Here is a 21,222-nt window from a genome sequence, read left to right on the forward strand (position 1 = left end):
TCTTCGGATCGACGCTAAGCCCGCATGGGGCCTTGTTGCGCGAGAGGATGCCCCAAAACAGGGCGTTTGTAACGACGTTGGCAAGGGCGTTGCGTACGGCAGACAGTGCGCCGACGGATCGCCGGCCGCTAACCCGGGCGATTACTGCAAGTGATCCGCTGGCTCGAAGGAACACGATGACGGCATACGAACGCGTGTTCATGGAGACCTGGGATGAATATTGGTGGCACTTTGTCTTTGGCGTCGCTCAACATCGGACGTACGGATGCGGCGTTGGAGCGTGATCAGGTCGACGAATTCAAATGGCAGCTCGAAAGTTGCATCAACGGCAAGCATGCAGTCGTCATCGCGGGCGATCTGGAGGGTTTTCAAACTCCCCACTTGGCTCGACAGGCGATTATTGCAGCGCTGATGGATCTGAAAGCACTAACACCGGGGATGGGTTTAGTCATCGTCATGGAAAGCCCGTGCGCTTATGTCGACGAAATTCGCGCTGCGGCATACCGATGCTCATTGCTTCTCGTCCAAATCACCGCTCATCAAACCGGACGAAATTATCACGAACGCGAGGCTCGGTTATGGTTACCCGAGTTGCCCGATTGGTACCGATCTGGACTTGTTTCAATCGATCATGGCAGGAAGCGATTGATCCTTGACGTCGTTGGTGAAGCGGCGAGCGGCAAAAGCCTGTTACTCCTGCCCGGAAATCCACAGTCGAACGGTCACGTGCGGGCTGCGCGGGCGGACGGATTTACCGTGATCGCCTTCGAGGACGCTTCGGCCTCATGCCACGCAGAATTAGCAAACGACCACGGTTTAGCCGTTTGCACCGATGGTGCGACTGACGGCGTCATGTTTCGGAGCGTCTACGATTCCAAACTGGCGTGGGAGATCGCGAAGTACGTCGAGGGCAAGGTCACTGTCGCGTTTGTCACGTCGCAAATTGCGGATTACAAGGACAGACCGGCCGTCTCGAAAGCCATGACAGTCGTCGCACAAAAGCTGGGTATCAAGTCTGCCGTCGAGGCTAAGTATTACGCGGTCGTCTGCCGTGAAGACGCAAACTCGCGCCGCAGCGACAGTTCATTCTTGTTTGCCAATGACATGCACTGCGACTGTCTGTACATCTATTCGCATGACGCGATTCGGCAGACGGATGACAGCGACCCCGAATGTCACATGATTTGCACGCGTGATTTTCCGAGAGGCAATGGTGGTCTGAACGTCGGAACGGTTTGCAGCGAAGTGCTCGGCATTGCTTCGCAGGTCAACGAGGGAGAAAAGCAGATCATGGTGATCTTCGGCGCGGCATTGGATGGTGTCCATGACGCGCTGGAAGCGGCCCGAGAAGGTCATGTCGTTATCGTGCTTGAGGAGTACGGTCTTCAGCAAGGGGATGAGCGTGCCGATCCGGATTGGTTTGATGAACATGCGCTTTTCCGCAGGCGACGTGCGGAACTCGAAGCTGCAGGTGTCCGGTTCTTCAAGAACGCGGATGCAATGCCCGAAGTTCGCTGGACGCGGAATGGGCTGGCGCTCGACGATGGATCTGCTGCTGAAGTCATGCGTGTGTGACACATGAGATGTGATGAGCGAAAACCGCAAGTTTGTCGGGGAGCGTAAGCCCACGATGCAGGCGTGCGAGTCTCTTTATCCCGACGCAATGTCAAAAGCTCGCACTGCGTGATTCCCGCCCACACAAACGATAAGCAAACGATACGAACACATGGCGCCGAGTCACGGCCAAGTGAATTTTCCGCAAACGTTTGACAGGAGAATTGCCATGCTTTCTGCTCTTAACACCGGGACGGTTCAACCCCCGAATGCCCTCGCCGTCACACAGACGACCGGACCCGCCGCAACCGACAGCGCCTACCGCGCGGCGCTAGCCGAGGCCATAGGATCGAAATACCTCATGGTGCTTGGCGATTACGGACCCGGTTCCGATGAGGCGACGCTTGATATTCAATTGGAATATTACGCCGAGCACCTGACGCTATTGAAGGAGCGCTTTCATCAATCGGAGGACGGGCAAACGCACGGCGGCAAGCGTCCGTATCCAAGTGACCAACTTGTGCTGTTGACGTACGGCGGTAGCAACCGGGTAAATATGTTTTTCCGCTACGCCAACGCCCTCAATGAAAAAGGCCCCGGCAAGCCCATCGAATCCATCGGCATCGTGTTCCCCGGCGATCCCGAGGGGATTCGCAATCTTCACTGCACGCACTTCATCGAAGTCGCGCATGCCCCGGAAGCAGGAAGGCCTGCGTGCTTGCCGGAGTCAGAGACGCCGCTCGTGGTTGAGGCCATGAAAATTGCGGTCGAAGGATGGCAAAAGGCGCACCCCAGCGCGAGAGATCCCGGCGACAGATTCCATGCCATGTACGCGACCCTGGATCGAAGCAACGTGGAAGAGCAGGAGCATTCGCTCATCAACGGCAAGTGGGGTTGGATGGATATGCGGCTGAAGTCGGATCCCCAATAATCGGAACCGATATCAACGACCGCGTTTGCCCCTAACGTCCCATCAATACCGGTGCCTGAGCGATCAAATACAGCACCGCGCCGATCAACCCGCCGACGAGCGTGCCGTTGATGCGGATGTATTGCAGGTCTTGGCCGACGCTCAGGCGGATTTGTCGTGAAAGATGTTCCGCGTTCCATCCATGCACCGTCGCGCGGATGTGTTCCGTCACGAAGTCGGCAAAGCCCGGGGCCATGCGCTCGGCCGCATCTCTGAGTTGCGCGTCGAGCGCTTTTCGCAACGATTCGCTGCGGGCGAGTTCCTGACCGATCCACGCCGCTGCGCCAGTGATCTTCGCGCCGATCACTGACTCTTCCTTCGCGAGATCCTGCTTCACCCAACTACGCCATTCGTTCCACAGACCGCCGACGTAGGCGTTCAACGCGGTGTCGCCCTTCAGTTGGGTTTTGAAGCCGTCTAGCTTCGCTTGAAAATCGGCATCGTGTTTCAGTCGTTCGATCAGCCCCGCCACTGCACGGTCGAATGCCTGACGCAGTTGATGCGATTCGTCTGCTTCCATCTGAGCAAGCAGTCGTGTGACGGCCGCAGAGATCATGTCAGAGCCTTTGTTGCCGATCCATTCAGACGGCAAGACCTTCTCCTTCTTCGGGTGATCGGACTTGAGCCAATCGACGATGCGCGCCGAAATGAATTCGCGCGTTTGCGGCTCGTTGAGCAGTTCGACGAGATAGTCGAGCGTTTCGTCGAGCAAGGCCTGATGGCGTCCGTCGCGGGTGAGCGTGTCGAGAATCGCAGCTGCCGATTGCGACAGATCGAGACGGTCGATCATCGTGTCGAGCGCGCGACGGATGAAGGCCTGCACGTTGCGTTCGTCCATCACGTCGAGCACACCGCTCGTGACCTTCACCAGCACAGCGCTCAACTGACGCGTGTTCTCGTAGGAGCCGAGCCAGCGCGTGAGTGCGTCGGCGGGATTCTGCTGTTCGATGAGGCGCACGACGGACGGTGTGTCGAGAAACTTCTCGCGCACGAAGCGGGCGAGGCCGTCGCCGAGGGCGTCCTTCTTGCGGATGAGGATGTTCGTGTGTCGCGAGAGTCCCGGGATCGGGATACGACGGAACAGCGCTTCGACGGCGAACCAGTCCGCCAGTCCACCGACCATCGCCGCTTCGGCTGCCGCGCGGACCCAGCCTGTCAGGAAGTGCACAGGCATGAAGAGGGTGACGATGAAGATCGCCAGCGCGACGAGAAGGAATGACAGCGCGCGCCGTTCGGCGCGTTGCAGGGCGATGGCGGGATCGATGACATCCATGCGCAGCCGGCTCCTGAAAATGACGAAGACGTGCAACAGGGTAACTCGGCGAGCCTCAGGTGATAAGTCCCCGGGGGAATGCGCGGGAGCGTGGCATTCGGGGCGCAGCGGCGATTAGGGAGAAATCGAGTGTCTGCCAAAAGCGAATAACAAAAGTCGCCGGTCACGCGTTGCGTAAGACTGTGCCGGTGGTGCGCCTTCGTACGCAGTGCAATTGTGAGACGCCGGCGCACAAAGTTTGGCGAATGGTTTTCGCCGGGCATTTCGCGTTCAAAAAGGAGCAACCATCATGCGAGCCGATCTCTGCGGAGCAACCGCGTCTGCCAATGTGACAGTCCCAGCGAAACCCGCAGATGCTGTTGATCCGGGCGTCATTAATTTTTTACGGGCTGAGCTTGTAGGCAAGCACGTTGTGCTGATCGACTGCATGGACGAAGCGGGCAGAATCCTGGCCGACGCCAAAGATCGCATGTTTCGCGATATGGCGGCACTGGAAGTGCGCAGGCAAGCAGGAGGCTCCGTTACGGCCCGCAACACGGTAGTCGTTGTCTGCGGAGGGGCCGACGAATGTCTGTCGATTCGGTACGCACTGTGCGAAGGGTTTGCTGTCTTCGACATCGTCACGTGGCCGGACAAGATCACGCTATGCAGTAACCAGTTTGGTATCGGCGGAATGGAAACGGCGTTTCAGGAACCGTCGTCAATTCTCAAGACGGCGCTCTCGCTGGGGAGAGACGATGGAAAAGGGGCGAACGTGCTGTCGTACGGCGGGCGGCATACTGACGCCATGATGTCTGCCGGGTTTCCGGTGACATATCCCTTGCACAGGGATAGTGTGACCGATTCGAGCCCACAAGAGTGGGCGGCCGTTATGGAATTTGAGATGTCCTTGCTGCAACGTATAACTGTTCGCCACACAGGGGACTTTCAACTCGCGGCATGACGCAGCGGCGGTGTCCCAGCGAGACGGCACGAAGTTCGTTGCCGTCTCGCCGGGTATCGCCCGGGGTATCGCGCTTAACCGCGCTGCTTCGCCTTCAACTCAAGACGGTACTTATGCAGCAGCGGCTCGGTGTAGCCGTTCGGTTGCGTCAGACCTTCGAACACCAGCGCGCTCGCGGCCTTGAACGCCAGCGAGTTGTCGAAGTTACCGGCCATCGGCACGTACTGCTTGTCGCCCGCGTTCTGCTTGTCCACGACCGCGGCCATGCGCTTCATCGTCTCTTCGACCTGTTCGCGCGTGATCACACCGTGACGCATCCAGTTCGCCAGATGCTGGCTCGAAATACGCAGCGTCGCGCGGTCTTCCATCAAGCCGATGTCGTTGATGTCGGGCACCTTCGAGCAGCCCACGCCCTGATCGATCCAGCGAACGACGTAACCGAGAATGCCCTGCGCGTTGTTCTCGATTTCCTTGCGGATTTCCTCAGCGCTCCACTCGGCCTTGGCCACGACCGGCACCGTCAGCAGACCGGCGAGCAGCGCGTCGCGCTCCTTCGCGTAATCGATCTTTTCGAGTTCTTGCTGGACGGCTTGCACGTCGACCACGTGGTAGTGCAGCGCGTGCAGCGTCGCGGCGGTCGGCGACGGCACCCAGGCGGTGTTCGCACCGGCCTTCGGATGCGCGATCTTCTGTTCGAGCATCGCGTGCATCAGGTCCGGCATGGCCCACATGCCCTTGCCGATCTGTGCGCGGCCACGCAGGCCCGCAGCCAGACCCACGAGCACGTTGCTCTTCTCGTATGCCGTGATCCATGCCGACGACTTCATGTCGCCCTTGCGCATCATCGGACCGGCTTCCATCGCGGTGTGCATTTCGTCGCCCGTGCGATCGAGGAAGCCCGTGTTGATGAAGGCCACGCGTGCGGCAGCGGCTGCGATACAGGCCGAGAGGTTCACGCTGGTGCGGCGCTCTTCGTCCATGATGCCCATCTTGAGCGTGTTGCGCGGCAGGCTGTACAGGTCTTCGACGCGACCGAACAGTTCGTCGGCGAACGCGACTTCGGCCGGGCCGTGCATCTTCGGCTTGACGATGTAGATCGAGCCGGTGCGCGAGTTCAGGCGATGCTTGCGGTCATGCAGCGAGGCGAGCACGGTCACGACGCCGTCGAGAATGCCTTCCGGAATCTCGTGGCCGTCGCGGTCGGTGATGGCGGGGTTCGTCATCAGATGGCCGACGTTGCGGATGAACAGCAGCGAGCGGCCATGCAGCTTGAGCGCGCGACCGTCGGCACCGGTGTATTCGCGGTCGGCGTTCAGACGCCGCGTGAAGGTCTTGCCGCCCTTGGCGACTTCTTCCGTCAGCGTGCCTTGCATCAGGCCGAGCCAGTTGCGATAGAGGTCGACCTTGTCGTCGGCGTCTACAGCGGCGACCGAGTCTTCGCAGTCGATGATGGTCGTCACGGCCGCTTCGACGAGCACGTCCTTGATGTGGGCGGCGTCGGTCTTGCCAATCGGGTGATTCGCGTCGAACTGGATTTCGAAGTGCAGGCCGTTGTGCTTGATCAGCACGGCGGTCGGCTTCGCGGCGTCGCCCTGATGGCCAGCGAACAGGGTCGGCGTGGCGAGCGTCGTCTTGCCGCTCTTGGTCGTCACGACGAGCTGGCCGTTCTCGACGGCGTAGCCGGTGGCGTCCTTATGCGAGCCTTCGGCCAGCGGTGCGGCCTGATCGAGGAAGCCGCGTGCGAAGGCGATCACGAGTTCGCCGCGCTTCGGGTTGTAGCCGGTGCCCTTCTCGGCGCCGCCGGTCTCGGGGATGGCGTCGGTGCCGTACAGGGCGTCGTACAGGCTGCCCCAACGTGCGTTGGCGGCGTTCAGGGCGTAGCGTGCGTTGGACAGCGGCACCACGAGCTGCGGGCCGGCCTGTTCGGCGATTTCGTAGTCGACTTCGGCCGTCGTGGCCTTTACGCTGGCCGGGGCGGGCAGCAGGTAGCCGATCTTTTCGAGGAAGGCGCGGTAGGCGGCAGCGTCGGCAATCGGGCCCGGGTTGGCGCGGTGCCAGCCGTCGAGTTCGCCTTGCAGGCGGTCACGCTCGGCGAGCAGTGCGCGGTTCTTCGGGGCGAGGTCGTGGACGATGGCGTCGAAGCCTTTCCAGAACGCGTCGACATCGACACCGGTGCCCGGTAGGGCTTCCTTTTCGATGAACGCGATCAGATTGTCTGCGACCGTCAGGCCGCCACGCTTGGAAGTGGAAGTCATGATGCTGTACTCGAGTTTGAAAACCAGGTTGACGCGACTCCGTCTGACCTCTTGCCGGTGCGCCGATGCATTTCGCGACGGTCACATCGTCAGAAGAACAGACGTTATGGGGCAATCGGGGTCAGTCTTATATAAGAGTCTGAGTGTAATCCTTCTCAGGTCACTCGGAAACCCGGGATTTCGCGTCCCGGCACCCGCCCCGCTTATAGGTGGGATAAGGGTTTGCGTATGACATCGACGCCATAAGGCTTTGCCGCCGATGCCCGAATTTTCGTGTGCAGTTGCAGCATTCGGTATGGCGTTTCACTTTATGAGAAATGGGGGAGTGACGCCGAGAATGCGGTGTGGCGTTTTCCTTCCGTCATGAATTTGATCGTTCGTGCGACGGGTACACTCGATGTTTCCCCCAAAAAGACCATCTGCCCAGGAGGCATGAAGTCGTGAAACAGATCTTGATGATGAGCAGCTCGCGCAAGGGCGTGTCGGGCTATCTGGAGCATGCAGAGGATCAGGTGCATGCGGTGCTCAAGGGGCGCGCGAAGCGGGTGCTGTTCGTGCCGTACGCGGGTGGCATCACGTTCAGCTTCGACGAGTACGAATCGCGCGTGAAGCCGTCGTTCGAGCGTTTCGGCTACGAGCTGACGTCGATCCATCATCACAAGGACGCACGTGCGGCGGTGGAGCAGGCGGAAGCGGTGGTGGTCGGCGGTGGCAACACGTTCGTGCTGCTCGACCGGATGTACAACGCGGGCATCGTGGGGTTGCTGCGTGAGCGCCTGAATGCGGGCATGCCGTACGTGGGATGGAGCGCAGGGGCGAACGTGGTGTGCCCGACCATCCGCACGACGAACGACATGCCGATCGTGGAGCCGCCGACGCTCAAGGCGATAGGCGTGGTGCCGTTCCAGGTGAACCCGCACTTCATCAGCGGCAAGCCGTCGGGGCACAACGGAGAGTCGCGTGAGGAGCGTCTCGCGGAGTATCTGGCGATCAACCCGGATGAGGGCGTCGTCGCGATTCCTGAGGGTGTGGCGTTGCACGTGCACGGCGACAGCGCGACGGTCCTCGGCGAATTCGACGCCCTGCATTTCCGTCAGGGCGGCGCCGTCGACAAGATCGCTACTGGCAGTACGTTTGCGTTGGCGTCGATCTGATTTTTTAAGGCGACGTTGCTTTGCTTACGGGTGACTCACTGCGCTGCGTCATCCGTAAATTCTGAAATCGCTCGTTCGGCGCTGAATTGACGTCCGCCAATGGGCATCTGCTGGCACAATCCCGACTCGATTTATTTACGACGCTTTCCCCCCGAAGCACACGGCTTATCGAGGGGATCGTGGAACAGAGAGATATCGGTATCAAGCCGACCGAAGCGCCCGATGTGCGATTTGGCTCCGAAGCCTGCGCGCTGATTGCGGCCGGTCTGAATGGCTCGATCGGCGTGTTGACGCGTCTCGGGTTCGAGCAAGGGGCGACGTCGGCGTCGATTGCATTCTGGAAGTGCTTCGGGGCGTTCGTGCTGGTGTTCGTCCTTTGTTGCAGGACTCAGCCGCTGCGCACGCGGACGGCCGCGCTTGCGCCTCGCTGGTATCACTTCGCCTGCCTCGCGTTTCTCGGCATCTTCTGCCTCTATTTCTTCGAGACGAAAGCGTTCGCACAGGCGTCGATTCCGCTCGTCTCCTTTCTCACTTACGCCGCTGGCGGGGCCACCATCGTGCTTTCCGGGCTCTGCCTGGGCGAGCGCATCACGCGCCAGAAGGCCGTCGCATTTCTGGCGATCGTCGTGGGTATCGGTGTCATGAGTCTCTCCGAAAGCGGCGTCACCGGATCGGTCGCAGGCATCGTCCTCGCACTGGCCGGCGGATGTGGCTACGCCCTCTTCATCTTTCTCTCTAAAGCGTTTGGCATCGGCGCAGGACTGCCGCAGCTGGTTTGGTTGTTTGGGTTCGGGAGTGTATTTCTGTCGGTCCCGTTGATGCAGGAGGGGTTCGCGCTGCCCGTTGACTGGCAGTGGTTGACGTTGAGCGCCCTGATCCTGTTGCCCACGATTGGCGGCTTCTACTTCACCACGCGCGCTGTGGCGCACGGACAGGCAAGCAAAGTACAGATCATCGAGACGAGCGATCCGCTGTTTGCCACCGCGTTCGGTTTCGCCGTGTTTGGGGACGGCCTCAGCCAGACCGGTTGGCTCGGCGCGGGGGGGATTGCGGTCGGACTCGTGATCGCGGTCTGGCATCGGCGCGTGGTCGCAGGACCGCGCGAGGCCGTGCAACGCCAATGACATCAAACGAAACCGCCGCCCGGGCGTGAGCCTCGGGCGGCGGTTCAGGTGCGTGCGAAGCGAGGGGCGGCAGTGGTGCCGTCCCTCGTTTGCATCGATGCAGCTTTTAAGCGTCGTCGTCGAGCCAGGGCACTTCGACGTCGGTCAGGAACGCGACCATCGCGAGCGGACGCGCTTCCTGACGACCGATCTTGCCGTCCGCACGGTGCCACACCGCCACGAACGTTTCCGGATGCTTGTCGGCGATCAATTGCACCGTACGCAGTTCTTCTTCGTCCATCTCTTCGATGGGGCCGTCGAACGACACCACGAGCGCCTGCGGCCAGACGCCGTCTTCCGGGTCGTAGACCTTGTCGCCGTTCGGCACATCCACCGTTGCCTCGACGCCGATCGTCGCCGACGCGGCCACGATCATCTCGCCAAGTGAGCGCAGCAGCGCGGTTGCACGGGCAGAGTTGATCTGGCGCATGGCGAGGTCGCCGCGCGTCAGGGCCTGTTCAAGCTTGGGGTCGGTTTTTTGTTTGGGCATGCGGGGTCCTCGGTAAAACGTTAGCCACCTCGCGGCAGCCGTGCCATGTGACTGCGACACCGGCCCGCACGCGGGGTTCCGATGCTACCACCGTCGCGCTCGCCGGGGCGCATTACAATGCGGGTTTTCTTCACCGGCCGCTGTAATGGATTCCGCCAAGCCCACCGATTCAACCCACGCCACGCCCTCCGATGCGTCCACGCAGCCCAGCGAGGTCTACCTGCGCCTGCTCGGCGAAACCGCCAAGATCGACTGGAAGGATCTGGAGTCGTTCTTCGCGCGCGGCGTTCTGCTGTTCGTCACGCCCGGCGGGGACCTCGTCTCGGTCGCCGAAGCCGTCGCCAACGACGACAAAGTGGCTGTCACGCAATGGCTGACGTCCGGCATGGTGCAACGCATGCAGGCCGACACCGCCGCTGACTTCGCCGCACGTACGCCCGAACTGTGGGCCGTCGTCGTGGCACCGTGGGTGCTCGTGCAAGAGCGCGGTATCAAGACCTGACACGTATCCGGCCATTCTGCGCGCAGATGGTGGCGCATTGGCCGACGATTGGCCCTATTCCGTGATGCCCGCTTCAACGAGGCGTCGCGTGCAATCTTCCAGCAGATCCTGCGCCACCACTGACGCGTACGCATAGTCCGCGTCGAGCGATTCCGTCATCTCATGCGCCGTGTACAACCCGGCTTCGCGTGAGAGCGTGCCCGCCAGCTCGCGGGCGAAATCGTCGCTCAACGACGACAGCAGACGGCGCTCATCCAGCGGCAATTGCAACTTCGAACGCGATAGCCACATCTGGGCGAGCGTCGCGCCCTGCTTGTCCGTCATCCATTGCCCATGCTCGTAAAACGCCGACAGACGCTCTGCCGTCAGCGCGAACAGCAACGCGCGGCGGGTGTTGAAATTCAGACGAATCGGTTGATTGGGCGTAGCTTCCGGCATGACGGCAGCCGCAAATAGCGGGCAAGAACGAGATCAGCGGCAAAGGTATCACGCGAACAGCCGCAGGAGCGCATTGCGCGCATGTCGGATCAGGTCGGTTTCGTCGGCACGTCCCGGCAGCAGATGGAATTCGGCGCGCGGCAGCGGCGGCAGCCCAAGCGACGGCGGGCAGACGATTAGCTCGGGCGTGAGCGCTGACTCATTCAGGCAAGACACCCCCAAGCCCGCGGCCAGTGCCAACTGCATGCCTGCGACCCCGGCCGCCGAATGCGACACCCGATACGCAATCTTGTGCCGTTCAAGCACGCTCGCAACAAGCGTCTGCAATGCGCACGAGCGCGGGAGTGTCACCAGCGGCAGCGGCACGTCGACGGGGGCCGTCTGCGTCGCCGCCATCGCCCACACGAGACGCTCGCGCCGCACCAGCGTGGCCGAAGCGCCCCCGAGATCGTCATGGGTGGCGTTGCCGTCGCCGACATCCTCGTTCATCAGCCGCAAGGCCAGTCCCACGTCGAAATGCTCACCCGTCATGGCCGAACGCTCGATCTGCGAACTCTGCATCGCGCTCACATGCAGGCGCAGACGCGGATAGAGACTTGTGAATCGTTTGAGGACGCGGGCGACGTCGTGCGGACGGTAATAATCCGTGATCGCGATGCGCAACTCGCCGTCGAGCAGCACGCCCTGAAGGTCTTCGAACGCGGCTTCCGACAGCGCTGCAATCTGACGCGCGTATGCGAGCAGCCGCGTGCCTGCGGGCGTGGGACGCATGCCCTTTCGCGAACGAACGAGCAGTGACTGCCCGGCCCGCTCTTCGAGCTTCTTCAGTTGCTCGCTGACGGTCGACTGCGACAGGAAGATTTGCTCGGCGGCGCCCGAAATGCTGCCGGCGTCGTGAATGGCGATAAACGTGCGTAGCTGGGTCAGATCGAAGGCGCGGGCATTCATGGCGGCACTCGGTAGAACGGCGATTCGTGGGGCAAATGCGGGACGACCCGGGGCGGATGGCACGTCGGCGGGTTATCGGAGTTAATCCGGAAAACACGATATATGTCATCGAGTTTTCCCGCTTTTCCGATGGATTGTACCCCCGTAGGATGCGGAGCATGTCATCCGGATTTACGCGCAAGCGCGACCCCGGGATGCCCCCCGTTCTTCTTTCAGAGCCGCGTGTTTACCGCCCGCGCACCGTGTCACTCATGAATGAACGTCTCTGCTCTGCCTCCGCCGCGCCGAATCGCCTTTCGGCCACCGCTGTGCCGCGTGCCCCGGATGTCACCGTCCCACAACTCAATCGCAATCATCGCTGGAAGGTGTTGGGCGTCGGCGTGGCGGCCAATGCCAGCTTCGCGGCGGCGATGGGCGGTATTCCCGCGACGGCCGTCCAGATGCGCAGCGCCTATGCGCTGGCCAACGGCGACCTCGGCCTCGTGCTCGGCATGATCGGTCTGGGCATTGCCATCTCGGAATTGCCGTGGGGCATGCTCACGGATCGATGGGGCGACCGGCGCGTGTTGCTTGTCGGGTTGCTGGTGACGGCGGCGGCGCTGCTCGGACTCGGCCTGTGGGTCGTGCCGACGACGCACTTCGTCCCGTCGATGCCGATGCTCGCGGCCGGGATGCTGGCCATCGGCGTGCTGGGCGGTAGCGTGAACGGGTCGAGCGGACGCGCCGTGATGCGATGGTTCCACGACAGCGAGCGCGGTCTCGCGATGAGCGTGCGGCAGTGCGCGGTGCCGATGGGCGGCGGGATCGGTGCGCTGCTCTTGCCGGGAACGGCCGTCCATTTCGGTTTCAGCGGGGTCTTCATCGGCCTGGCAGTGGCGTGCGTGGCCGCAGCGGGCATGGCATGGCTGTGGTTGCTCGAACCGCCGGAAGAACTGCATGAAGCGCCGCGCCCGGCAACGGCCAGCGCCGGTGGTCGTCCGGCCGCCGCATACACGCCGTTGCGTGACGCTCGTCTGCTCAGCACCGCGCTCGGCATGGCCGTGCTCGCCATGCCGCAAATCGCTGTGCTCACCTTCGGCACGGTCTTCCTGCACGACTTCGCTCATGTGAGCGTGCTAACGATTTCGCTCACGCTGGGCGCTGTGCAAACGGGGGCTGCGATCACTCGTGTGTGGAGCGGACGATTTACCGATAAGCGCCGCAACCGTCCCGCCTATTTGCGCGTTTGCACACTGGTGGTCGGCGTCGTGTTCGCGATGCTGGGTTTACTGGTGGGATTGCTCTCGATGCGTCCCGAGTGGCTCGCGCACGGCACGCCGGTGATGATCGCGCTGCTGATTGTGGGGGGCGTGGTCTCGTCGGCATGGCACGGCGTAGCCTTCACGGAACTGGCCACGCTCGCCGGGGCGTCTCGCGCGGGCACGGCGCTGGGCATCGGCAACACCGGCGTCTTCATGACGATGTTCCTCACACCCCTCGCGATCCCGCTGCTGCTCGCGCTGGGCGGATGGGGACTTGTCTGGGCGGGGGGCATGATCTGCGCGGCGCTGGCGTGGCCGATGTTCGTCTGGTCGCATCGCGCAGTGAAGACGGCATGACGACGACGTGAAGATGGCAGAAGCACACGCCGCCATACAGACGTCAGCACGGCAGATGCACGTGCTCCACGAGGAAGTCGAGAAACGCACGGACGCGGGCGGGCAAGTGGCCGCCCTGTCCCACATACACGGCGTGCACCGGTTCCAGATCGCCGGGGTTGTAGTCTTCGAGAACGGTCACGAGACGGCCGTCGCGCAGATCGGCGTCGACGTGATATCGCGAGTGACGCGCGACCCCCAGCCCTTCGAGCGCGAGTTTGCGCATGGTCTCGCCGTCGCTGACCAGCACGTTACCGGCGGGCGGATACAACGTGACACCGCCCGCGCCGTCGAGGAACGGCAACCCCTGAATCTGACGCTCGAAATTGAACGCCATGACGTTGTGACGAATCAGGTCGGCTGGCGTATTCAGCGCCGCATTGCGAGCCAGATAGTCGGGCGACGCCACCACGTGCACGCGGCTCTCGCCGAGCTTGCGAGCCACCAGCCGTGAGTCGCGTAACGGGCCGGCGCGCACGGCCACATCGGCACGTTGCGACAGCAGGTCGACGACGGTGTCGGTGAGCGTCAGATCGAGCCGGATCTCGGGATACTTCGCCAGAAATGCGGGGATGACCGGCAGCAGATACAGCGTGCCGATGGGCACACTCGAATTCACCCGCAACAAACCGCGCGGCACCGCGCCCGCCGCCGCTTCGCGTTCGGCAGCGTCGATGTCGGCGAGCACGCGCAACGCGCGTTCGTGAAAAGCGGTCCCTTCGGGGGTGAGTTGCAGGCGACGCGTGGAGCGGTTGAACAGGCGTGCGCCCAGCCGTCCTTCGAGCCGCGCGACGAGCTTGCTCACGGCAGACGGCGTCATGTGCAACGCCCGCGCCGCCGCCGAGAAGCCACCCAGCTCCACCACCCGCGCAAAAACTTCCATATCGCCTGAGCGGTTGACGTCCTGTCGACCCATCGGAGGTGTCCTCGACTGTTGAGGTTACGGCTTTCGCGTTGTTTTGTGACTTGAAGTCACAAATGAATTTCCTTCGCGCAGTCTATTTCATCAATGAAGGGACGTCTATATTCCGCACATCGGTTCACGCGCGTCGCATAGCCAACGCATTCGGCCTATCGATTCGACGGCGGAGCCCGCCCCGATATTCAGCCTTTGGACAGGAGTTTTCCGTGCCTATTGCCCTCTATGCCCTGACCGCCGGTGCCTTTGGCATTGGTGTGACGGAGTTCGTGATCATGGGCCTGCTGCTCAACGTCGGCGCCGATTTCGGCGTGTCGATTGCGGCGGCCGGCCTGCTGATCTCCGGTTACGCACTGGGTGTCGTTGTCGGCGCGCCCATCATGACGACCGCCACCGCCCGCTGGCCGCGCAAGACCGTGCTGCTGGTCCTCATGGCCATCTTCACCATCGGCAACGCAGCCTGTGCGCTTGCGCCGAGCTATGGCGCGCTGATGGCCGCGCGGGTGCTGACGTCGTTCGCGCACGGTACGTTCTTCGGCGTCGGCTCGGTCGTCGCAACCGGCCTCGTGCCGCGCGAGCGCCGTGCGTCGGCGATTGCCGTGATGTTCATGGGCCTGACCGTCGCCAACATTCTCGGTGTGCCGTTCGGCACGTGGCTGGGTCAGCACTTCGGCTGGCGCGCCAGCTTCTGGGCCGTCACGATCATCGGTGCCCTCGCGTTCCTCGTGATCGCCCGGTTCGTGCCCAAGATCGCGGCCCCGGCCGATGCCGGCGACTGGCGTGCGGATTTGCGTGCGCTGGCGCGTCGCCCGGTGCTGCTCGGGTTGCTGACGACCGTGCTGGGATGGGTGGGGGTGTTCGGCGTGTTCACGTACATCGCGCCGTTGCTCACGACGGTGACGGGCTTCTCGGAAGGCGCGGTCTCGCCGATTCTGCTGATCTTCGGCGGTGGTCTGGTCGTCGGCAATCTGCTGGGCGGCAAGCTCGCGGATCGTCACGTGGTGCGCACCGTGCTGGGCAGTTTGCTGTCGCTCTCGGTCGTGCTCGGACTGATGACGTTCGCGTTGCACTCGCAGTGGCTCGCCATTGTGTTCGTGGCGCTGCTCGGGGCGACGGCATTCGCAACGGTCGCGCCGCTGCAAATTTGGGTGATGGAGAAGGCGTCCGGGGCAGGTGAGAGTCTCGCGTCGAGCTTCAATATCGCCGCGTTCAATCTCGGCAACGCCATCGGTGCGTGGCTCGGCGGTTTCGTCATCGAGCATGGCCCCGGATTGACGGCCGTGCCCTGGGTGGCGGCGCTGGTGCCGCTGGTGGGTGTGGGCGTTGCGCTGCTGAGCTTGCGTCTGGATCGCCGTGACGCGGGTCGTCAGGCCGCGCCGGTGTGTGAAACCCCTGCAATATAAGGACGACGAAGGACGTTGTGCAATGATGAAGAAGGCCCGGCATGCCGGGCCTTTGCCATTGGCGTCAGGCCATTACGCCATTACGCCATCACGCCGATGATCACACTGACGGCGGGAAATGCGGCCGTCGCACCGATGCCCGCCGTGAGGCCGCGCGCGGTAAGCGTCTCTTGCGGCATCACTGCCGCGAGACGGCTGCCGCCGGGCAGCGCCAGAATCACTTCCGCCTGCCCCGCATCGTCGGTGACGGTGTCCACGGTGCCGGATAACCGGTTCGCCGTGGGCAACCCCGCGAGATCCGCGCCGCGCGCAATCTCGATCCACGGCGCTTTGATCAGCGCGAACGCCTGCCCGCCGACCGCCAGCCCGAGCGTTTGGGTGCTGTGATGGGTGAGCGACGCCGTGATCGCTTCGCCGCCAGGTAGCGTTAACGTCACTTCGTCGTTCACGCCGCAGTGCCGAATGGCTGTGATCGTTCCGTGCAATTGATTGCGCGCACTGGTCTGAAGTCCGAGCCGCGCGATGACCGGCCATTGCTCGTCGAAATGTTCGAGATCGTTCGCAACGCGCGCGAGAAACTGCTGCTGCGCCGCTTCCACTGCACGAAACGCCGCGACCAGCTTCGCGCCGCGAGCGGTGAGTCGTGTGCCGCCACCGCCGCGTCCGCCGGTGCTGCGCTCGACGAGCGGCTCACCAGCGAGCTGGTTCATGGCGTCGACGGCGTCCCACGCTGCCTTGTAGCTCATGCCCGCCGCCTTGGCCGCCGACGTGATCGAGCCTTGCGACGCAATGTGTTCGAGCAGTGCAATGCGCGCCTGGCCGCCAAGCGACGAATTGCCGCGATGCAGCCACAGCGAGCCGCTCACCTGGAGGGCATCACCCGTTCCGTTGCGTAAAACATTGTCTGGCGTTGAAGAAGGTTCGGAAACCATAATGATTTTTTCGATCAAACACAGCAGGTGGCCGCATTGTAGAGGGTGGGCGAACCAGCGGGTACGAGGGCTGGACGGGGAACTGTTGCGGCGCACCAACGAAGCTCGCTTCGGACGCCCATTTGGGGGACGAATGGGGGACGTTTCTCCACTACATTGATTTTTGCCGCATGCCCCCCCAAAGCCGGTTCGTATTGCTTCAGACCTGAAATACTCAAGTCTTTATCAAGTCTCAAGCGGGATGACCGGGAATGCGACGTTTACCGAAGTGAAGTGCCCACTCACCTGACACAACAGAAACGGGGTGAAATGATGCGCGTCAGGAATATCAAGGAAACGGTTGACGGGGCTCGATACTATCGTCTGGTTCGCACGCTGCCCAACGGCAAGCGACATCAGATGCAAATCTCTTTCTCCGCGGGTGAAATGCGCTTCAGACGTTTCGTCGCGCAACGATTGTGGTTGTTGCGCGCCGAAATGCGGGACAGCACACGCGCGGCGGCCGCACCTGCGCCACGCAGCAACATGCCGCAGTTGGTCTTCTGACCGGTTGCGGTGCCGTGTGGCAGAAACGCCTGACCAGTGACGACCGGTGTTAGCCGTCATCTTCACGGGTCCGGCGTTTTTGTACTGCATGATCGCTCAGCCTGCCTTGCGCGGCGTCAGTGACGTCATGGGCGCGCGCGCCGGCACGCTGGTCTTCACGGCCGTCAGTCCTGTACCCGCATGCGCAATCGCGTACTGCACCAATTCATCGAACGCAATCGGCCGCGCGAACAGATACCCCTGTGCATAAGTGACGTTGCGCCCGCGCAGGTAATTCGCCTGCATCTCGTTTTCCACCCCTTCCGCCACGATCGTCATGTCCAGCCGCTCGGCCAGATGAATGATGGAATCGCAGATGTTGCGCGTGACCACGTCGTCTTCGGTGACCGGCAGGAATTCCTTGTCGATCTTCAGATAGTTGAAGTCGTAGCGCTTCAGATACCCGATGGAGTTGTTTTCGGCCCCGAAGTCGTCGAGCGCGGTTTCGATGCCACGCCGCTGTAACTCGGCCATCACGTTGCGTGCAGCGGCCGTGTCGCGAATCACGTAGCGCTCGGTGATCTCGGCCACCATCGGATACGTGTTGTTCAGCGTGCCGTAATACCGCTCGATGTCGTGAATGATGGTGGTGTCGCGCAGATGTCGTTCCGCGAGGTTGATGCCGATGTGAAAGCCCTGCGGCAACGCGCCCTTGGCGACGTCGTTGCGAATCTGGCGCAGCAGCGAGCGCGTGAGTTCGATGATGAGCCCGTTGTCTTCCGCAATGGGGATGAAGGCGTCCGGGCGAACGAGGCCTGCCACGGGATGATGCCAGCGCATCAGCGCTTCGGCCCCCGCGCAACGGCCGGTGGCCAGTTCCATCACCGGCTGGTAATACACCTTGAATTCGTTACGCTTGATGCCGTGCGCGATCTGACGCTTCATGAATTGCGCCGGTCCGAAATGGCGGAAGGTCAGGACACCGAGTAAAAACGCCACGATGCCGCCGAACGACAGGAAGATCGGGACCTGACTGGCGGCAAGCGAGCGCATCAGCGAGGGGCTGCCGGCCAGCGACGTCGTGAAGTGCTCCGACGTGAGCGATATCTGTGCGCCGCGTGTCGCCAAGCCTGCCGATTCCAGACGCGGCCCTTCCGAGGTGAGCGCGACGTTGCCCACCGTCATGGCGGTCCACGCCAGATCGCTGCTCTTCACGCTGTGCAGCGTCTCGGTGAGGTAGATGCCGTCGACGAACCCGAGCACGCCGTCCGTGGCCGAGGTCGGCACGTAAAGCGCTAGTGCGGGTGTTTCACGGACGTAAGGCGTGCCGCTGACGAGCAACGTGCGCGTGCCTGTCAGCATCGGCACGAGGTCCGCCGGCAGGGGCATATTGAGCGCCGCGTCCGAACGGATGACCGACGAGCAATAGAGCTGGCCACGCGAAACGAGCCAGATGGAACGGAAGTAAGGACTGAGGGTGCCGGCGGCCTGCAGCGAGGTACTGACTTCGCTGCACGAGCGGCCGACCCATGGGGTCGCGCCCCGCAGCGTACTTTCCGCCTGCGCGACGATGCGTTCGAGCGCGTCGCGCTGACGGGCCGCTTCTTCCTGAAGAATCGACTGCGACATGTGATAAATGCGCAGCCAGCCCAGAAAAAGGACGACGGCAAGCGTGACCGCCACGACAAGTCCGGTCACCAGCCACTGCACGACTCTGGAGTGTTGAATCATGTTCGCTGCCAACCAAGGAAAGAGTGGGGCCTACGTGTGCTGCGGTGCATTCTTTCGGTGCACGCGTGCTGCACGGCACAACTCGTCAATTGACTCTACACGAATCCCCGACGGTGTCCGACCCCCGATAAACCCGCACAACGCCCGGCAGATGGGCGTGAAGGGCGCTTGCCGATCCCTCGCGAGGCCTGCTTCCGGCGGGCTTGTGAAGCGTCGTCGGCGGGCGTTATGGCCGCAATTTGCGTGACACTGGGATGGCGTAATCGCGACAAAAGTTGGCGCAACGACGATTTACGCATGCTCTACACTTCACTCATTAAATTTCTGGCGGAAATTGGGATCAATCCCAACTTTCCTGCATAGGTCGGTCAATTCGCATCCATTCGCCCGAATACCGACCCTCAGCACCCGTTTCCTTAAGCCTTAGACGTCAATCCAACCCATGTCGAGTCAACCTGCAACGTCCCTTCCCGGTGCCAATACACCGGCGGCGCAGGGCGCCGCGTTCCGCGTGCTGTCTGCGATCAGCTTCTCTCACCTGCTCAACGACATGATTCAGTCGTTGATTCTCGCGATCTACCCGCTGCTGAAGTCCGGCTTCAACCTGAGCTTCGGACAGGTCGGGCTGATCACGCTGACGTACCAGATCACGGCGTCGCTGCTGCAGCCGGTCGTGGGCCTGTACACCGACAAGCATCCGAAGCCGTACTCGTTGCCGGTCGGCATGGGCTTCACGCTCGTGGGTCTGCTGCTGCTGGCCGTCGCCCCGAACTTCGGCATGCTGCTGGTCGCGGCGGCGCTCGTGGGCATGGGCTCGTCGGTGTTTCATCCGGAATCCTCGCGCGTGGCGCGTATGGCCTCGGGCGGACGCCACGGCATGGCGCAATCGTTCTTCCAGGTCGGCGGTAATGTCGGCTCGTCGCTCGGGCCGTTACTGGCAGCGCTGATCATCGTGCCGAACGGCCGTGGCAGCGTGGCGTGGTTCTCGGTGGCGGCGCTCGTCGCAATCTTCGTGCTGTATCACGTGAGCCGCTGGTACGCCGTGCAGCGTGCCGCGAATCAAGGCAAGAAGGCCGTGCGCCGGGGCGGTAACGTGCAGCTGTCGCAGGGCAAGGTGTTGTTCGCCATCGGCATTCTGCTGGTGCTGATCTTCTCGAAGTACTTCTATCTCGCGAGCATCAGCAGCTACTTCACGTTCTATCTGATCAGCAAGTTCCACGTGTCGGTACAGAGCGCGCAGGTGCATCTGTTCGTCTTCCTGTTCGCCGTGGCCGCGGGCACGATGATCGGCGGTCCGCTGGGCGACAAGATCGGCCGCAAGTATGTGATCTGGGGCTCGATCCTCGGTGCTGCGCCTTTCACGCTGATGCTGCCGTACGCCAACCTGTTCTGGACGGGCATTCTGACGGTGCTGATCGGTCTGATTCTGGCGTCGGCGTTCTCGGCCATCCTGGTCTATGCGCAGGAACTGATGCCCGGCAAGGTCGGCACCGTGTCGGGTCTGTTCTTCGGCTTCGCGTTCGGTATGGGCGGTGTGGGCGCTGCGGTGCTGGGCCAGTTGGCCGACACGACGAGCATCGACTTCGTCTATCACGTGTGCGCTTATCTGCCGCTGCTCGGTATCGTGACGATCCTGTTGCCGGACGTCGAAGGGCACAAGAAAACGGTTGCTGCGTGAGGGCGCAGGCTGATGGCGTGGCAAGACGCCGTCAGCCTGCATTGAGCACCTTAGAAAAATCGCCGGTCCGACATCTCGGAACCGGCGATTTTTTTATTCAGCGTTGTCTGCCGCAGGCGACGGACACCAGATAGCAGACAGCGTCCGATCAAGGCGTGCCGCGCTTTTGCAGCTTCCATTCGGCCTTGTCGTTCGCCTTGCAGGCCGGCAGCTTGAGCGTGACTTCCTGACCCTTGGCGGTGAGCAGCACGACCAGATCGCGGCAGGTGCGCTCGCCATCCTTTTGCGTGTTGGTCGGCGTGATTTGCGCAGCGATAGCCACCGTGTTGCCGGTGCCGGCGTTGGTCCAGTCGGTGGTCTCGTTGTCTTGCTTTTCCGTCAGCACGGTGCGCGCGGCCTTGGCGAACGACGCGGTATCGCGTTGCTTCCAGTAGGCCAGCGGCGAGTTGCCCATGAAGGAGAGGTTCGACGCAGCGAACGCGGGGGCGGCCAGGGCGGTGCCCACGACGAGCGCCGTGCCAAGCGCGAGCGAACGGGCGCGGGAGAAGTGGATGAGCGACATTCGGAGTCCTTGATATTGTCGACAGGGGACGAAGCCTGCGCGACGCCATGGCGATGGCGCACCGGATGTGGCGCCGGGCGTGCGGCCGCAGGAAGCACGTCGATCATAAAAGAAACCGGCAGCGGCGTCATCTCGGCGCGTCGCC

General features: G+C 62.4%; 19 protein-coding genes. 9 read left to right on the plus strand and 10 right to left on the minus strand.

All coding sequences use genetic code 11. The features are described 5' to 3' along the window. The first annotated feature begins 213 nt into the window (after positions 1–213). Together PAQ31011_RS06200 and PAQ31011_RS06205 are read left to right on the plus strand one after the other, a co-directional pair. Complete coding sequence (locus PAQ31011_RS06200) at positions 214–1,575, plus strand: hypothetical protein (protein WP_150575032.1); 1,362 nt, start codon at positions 214–216, stop codon at positions 1,573–1,575. Between the two features lie 208 nt (positions 1,576–1,783). Then, positions 1,784–2,485, plus strand: coding sequence for a hypothetical protein (locus PAQ31011_RS06205; RefSeq protein ID WP_150575033.1), 702 nt, complete (start codon positions 1,784–1,786; stop codon positions 2,483–2,485). Positions 2,486–2,516: 31 nt separating this feature from the next. On the opposite strand, the gene PAQ31011_RS06210 is transcribed toward PAQ31011_RS06205, so the two are convergent. Then, a complete protein-coding gene (locus PAQ31011_RS06210; RefSeq protein ID WP_246179407.1) occupies positions 2,517–3,797 on the minus strand; it encodes a DUF445 domain-containing protein in 1,281 nt (426 codons plus the stop codon). Positions 3,798–4,086: 289 nt separating this feature from the next. Here PAQ31011_RS06210 and PAQ31011_RS06215 point away from each other — a divergent pair, with 289 nt between their 5' ends. After that, on the plus strand, positions 4,087–4,740 hold the full coding sequence (locus PAQ31011_RS06215) for a hypothetical protein (RefSeq protein ID WP_150575034.1): 654 nt from the start codon (positions 4,087–4,089) through the stop codon (positions 4,738–4,740). A gap of 74 nt (positions 4,741–4,814) precedes the next feature. Here PAQ31011_RS06215 and PAQ31011_RS06220 read toward each other — a convergent pair whose 3' ends face one another. Further along, positions 4,815–6,995, minus strand: coding sequence for a malate synthase G (locus PAQ31011_RS06220; protein ID WP_150575035.1), 2,181 nt, complete (start codon positions 6,993–6,995; stop codon positions 4,815–4,817). 440 nt (positions 6,996–7,435) lie between these two features. Here PAQ31011_RS06220 and pepE point away from each other — a divergent pair, with 440 nt between their 5' ends. Both pepE and PAQ31011_RS06230 read left to right on the plus strand, forming a co-directional pair. Then, the gene (pepE, locus tag PAQ31011_RS06225; protein WP_246179409.1) at positions 7,436–8,149 is read left to right on the plus strand and encodes a dipeptidase PepE; all 714 of its coding nucleotides are present in this window, start codon (positions 7,436–7,438) and stop codon (positions 8,147–8,149) included. Positions 8,150–8,328: 179 nt separating this feature from the next. Then, on the plus strand, positions 8,329–9,273 hold the full coding sequence (locus PAQ31011_RS06230; RefSeq protein WP_246179410.1) for a DMT family transporter: 945 nt from the start codon (positions 8,329–8,331) through the stop codon (positions 9,271–9,273). A gap of 106 nt (positions 9,274–9,379) precedes the next feature. Here PAQ31011_RS06230 and PAQ31011_RS06235 read toward each other — a convergent pair whose 3' ends face one another. Then, the gene (locus PAQ31011_RS06235) at positions 9,380–9,802 is read right to left on the minus strand and encodes a hypothetical protein (RefSeq protein ID WP_039394462.1); all 423 of its coding nucleotides are present in this window, start codon (positions 9,800–9,802) and stop codon (positions 9,380–9,382) included. 145 nt (positions 9,803–9,947) lie between these two features. On the opposite strand from PAQ31011_RS06235, the gene PAQ31011_RS06240 reads away from it, so the two are divergent. Beyond that, the gene (locus PAQ31011_RS06240; protein ID WP_150575036.1) at positions 9,948–10,304 is read left to right on the plus strand and encodes a DUF2288 domain-containing protein; all 357 of its coding nucleotides are present in this window, start codon (positions 9,948–9,950) and stop codon (positions 10,302–10,304) included. 54 nt (positions 10,305–10,358) lie between these two features. On the opposite strand, the gene PAQ31011_RS06245 is transcribed toward PAQ31011_RS06240, so the two are convergent. Next, positions 10,359–10,742: a hypothetical protein gene (locus PAQ31011_RS06245; RefSeq protein WP_039394469.1), complete on the minus strand. Its 384-nt coding sequence runs from the start codon at positions 10,740–10,742 to the stop codon at positions 10,359–10,361. Positions 10,743–10,790: 48 nt separating this feature from the next. Next, complete coding sequence (locus PAQ31011_RS06250; RefSeq protein WP_150575037.1) at positions 10,791–11,690, minus strand: LysR family transcriptional regulator; 900 nt, start codon at positions 11,688–11,690, stop codon at positions 10,791–10,793. Between the two features lie 251 nt (positions 11,691–11,941). Between PAQ31011_RS06250 and PAQ31011_RS06255 the strand changes: the two genes are divergently transcribed. Further along, positions 11,942–13,288 carry an MFS transporter gene (locus PAQ31011_RS06255; protein ID WP_150575038.1) on the plus strand — a complete coding sequence of 449 codons (1,347 nt, stop codon included), beginning with the start codon at positions 11,942–11,944 and terminating at the stop codon, positions 13,286–13,288. Between the two features lie 43 nt (positions 13,289–13,331). Here the strand turns inward: PAQ31011_RS06255 and PAQ31011_RS06260 are convergent, their stop codons facing one another. Beyond that, positions 13,332–14,243, minus strand: coding sequence for a LysR family transcriptional regulator (locus PAQ31011_RS06260; RefSeq protein WP_150575039.1), 912 nt, complete (start codon positions 14,241–14,243; stop codon positions 13,332–13,334). 212 nt (positions 14,244–14,455) lie between these two features. On the opposite strand from PAQ31011_RS06260, the gene PAQ31011_RS06265 reads away from it, so the two are divergent. Next, positions 14,456–15,649, plus strand: coding sequence for an MFS transporter (locus PAQ31011_RS06265; protein WP_150575040.1), 1,194 nt, complete (start codon positions 14,456–14,458; stop codon positions 15,647–15,649). 80 nt (positions 15,650–15,729) lie between these two features. On the opposite strand, the gene PAQ31011_RS06270 is transcribed toward PAQ31011_RS06265, so the two are convergent. From PAQ31011_RS06270 to PAQ31011_RS06280, 3 genes are all read right to left on the minus strand, one after another. Continuing rightward, positions 15,730–16,581 carry a TOBE domain-containing protein gene (locus tag PAQ31011_RS06270; protein WP_150575041.1) on the minus strand — a complete coding sequence of 284 codons (852 nt, stop codon included), beginning with the start codon at positions 16,579–16,581 and terminating at the stop codon, positions 15,730–15,732. A gap of 225 nt (positions 16,582–16,806) precedes the next feature. Beyond that, positions 16,807–17,217: a hypothetical protein gene (locus PAQ31011_RS06275; protein ID WP_150575042.1), complete on the minus strand. Its 411-nt coding sequence runs from the start codon at positions 17,215–17,217 to the stop codon at positions 16,807–16,809. A 6-nt stretch (positions 17,218–17,223) separates the two neighbouring features. Further along, positions 17,224–18,837: an EAL domain-containing protein gene (locus PAQ31011_RS06280; RefSeq protein ID WP_150575043.1), complete on the minus strand. Its 1,614-nt coding sequence runs from the start codon at positions 18,835–18,837 to the stop codon at positions 17,224–17,226. 442 nt (positions 18,838–19,279) lie between these two features. On the opposite strand from PAQ31011_RS06280, the gene PAQ31011_RS06285 reads away from it, so the two are divergent. Beyond that, a complete protein-coding gene (locus PAQ31011_RS06285) occupies positions 19,280–20,515 on the plus strand; it encodes an MFS transporter (protein WP_150575044.1) in 1,236 nt (411 codons plus the stop codon). Positions 20,516–20,663: 148 nt separating this feature from the next. Here PAQ31011_RS06285 and PAQ31011_RS06290 read toward each other — a convergent pair whose 3' ends face one another. Beyond that, complete coding sequence (locus PAQ31011_RS06290; protein ID WP_174989990.1) at positions 20,664–21,077, minus strand: hypothetical protein; 414 nt, start codon at positions 21,075–21,077, stop codon at positions 20,664–20,666. Positions 21,078–21,222 lie beyond the last annotated feature (145 nt).

The organism is Pandoraea aquatica (assembly GCF_902459565.1).
Lineage (GTDB): Bacteria > Pseudomonadota > Gammaproteobacteria > Burkholderiales > Burkholderiaceae > Pandoraea > Pandoraea aquatica.

Excerpts from the sequence above, each read along its gene's own strand:
- PAQ31011_RS06270 (WP_150575041.1), bottom strand. The coding sequence starts at position 16,581 with ATGGTTTCCGAACCTTCTTCAACGCCAGACAATGTTTTACGCAACGGA.
- PAQ31011_RS06255 (WP_150575038.1), top strand. The coding sequence starts at position 11,942 with ATGAATGAACGTCTCTGCTCTGCCTCCGCCGCGCCGAATCGCCTTTCG.
- PAQ31011_RS06240 (WP_150575036.1), top strand. The coding sequence starts at position 9,948 with ATGGATTCCGCCAAGCCCACCGATTCAACCCACGCCACGCCCTCCGAT.
- PAQ31011_RS06285 (WP_150575044.1), top strand. The coding sequence starts at position 19,280 with ATGTCGAGTCAACCTGCAACGTCCCTTCCCGGTGCCAATACACCGGCG.
- PAQ31011_RS06290 (WP_174989990.1), bottom strand. The coding sequence starts at position 21,077 with ATGTCGCTCATCCACTTCTCCCGCGCCCGTTCGCTCGCGCTTGGCACG.
- PAQ31011_RS06260 (WP_150575039.1), bottom strand. The coding sequence starts at position 14,243 with ATGGGTCGACAGGACGTCAACCGCTCAGGCGATATGGAAGTTTTTGCG.
- PAQ31011_RS06200 (WP_150575032.1), top strand. The coding sequence starts at position 214 with ATGAATATTGGTGGCACTTTGTCTTTGGCGTCGCTCAACATCGGACGT.
- PAQ31011_RS06245 (WP_039394469.1), bottom strand. The coding sequence starts at position 10,742 with ATGCCGGAAGCTACGCCCAATCAACCGATTCGTCTGAATTTCAACACC.
- PAQ31011_RS06210 (WP_246179407.1), bottom strand. The coding sequence starts at position 3,797 with ATGGATGTCATCGATCCCGCCATCGCCCTGCAACGCGCCGAACGGCGC.
- PAQ31011_RS06235 (WP_039394462.1), bottom strand. The coding sequence starts at position 9,802 with ATGCCCAAACAAAAAACCGACCCCAAGCTTGAACAGGCCCTGACGCGC.
- PAQ31011_RS06280 (WP_150575043.1), bottom strand. The coding sequence starts at position 18,837 with ATGATTCAACACTCCAGAGTCGTGCAGTGGCTGGTGACCGGACTTGTC.
- PAQ31011_RS06220 (WP_150575035.1), bottom strand. The coding sequence starts at position 6,995 with ATGACTTCCACTTCCAAGCGTGGCGGCCTGACGGTCGCAGACAATCTG.
- PAQ31011_RS06215 (WP_150575034.1), top strand. The coding sequence starts at position 4,087 with ATGCGAGCCGATCTCTGCGGAGCAACCGCGTCTGCCAATGTGACAGTC.
- PAQ31011_RS06275 (WP_150575042.1), bottom strand. The coding sequence starts at position 17,217 with ATGCAGTACAAAAACGCCGGACCCGTGAAGATGACGGCTAACACCGGT.
- PAQ31011_RS06250 (WP_150575037.1), bottom strand. The coding sequence starts at position 11,690 with ATGAATGCCCGCGCCTTCGATCTGACCCAGCTACGCACGTTTATCGCC.
- PAQ31011_RS06205 (WP_150575033.1), top strand. The coding sequence starts at position 1,784 with ATGCTTTCTGCTCTTAACACCGGGACGGTTCAACCCCCGAATGCCCTC.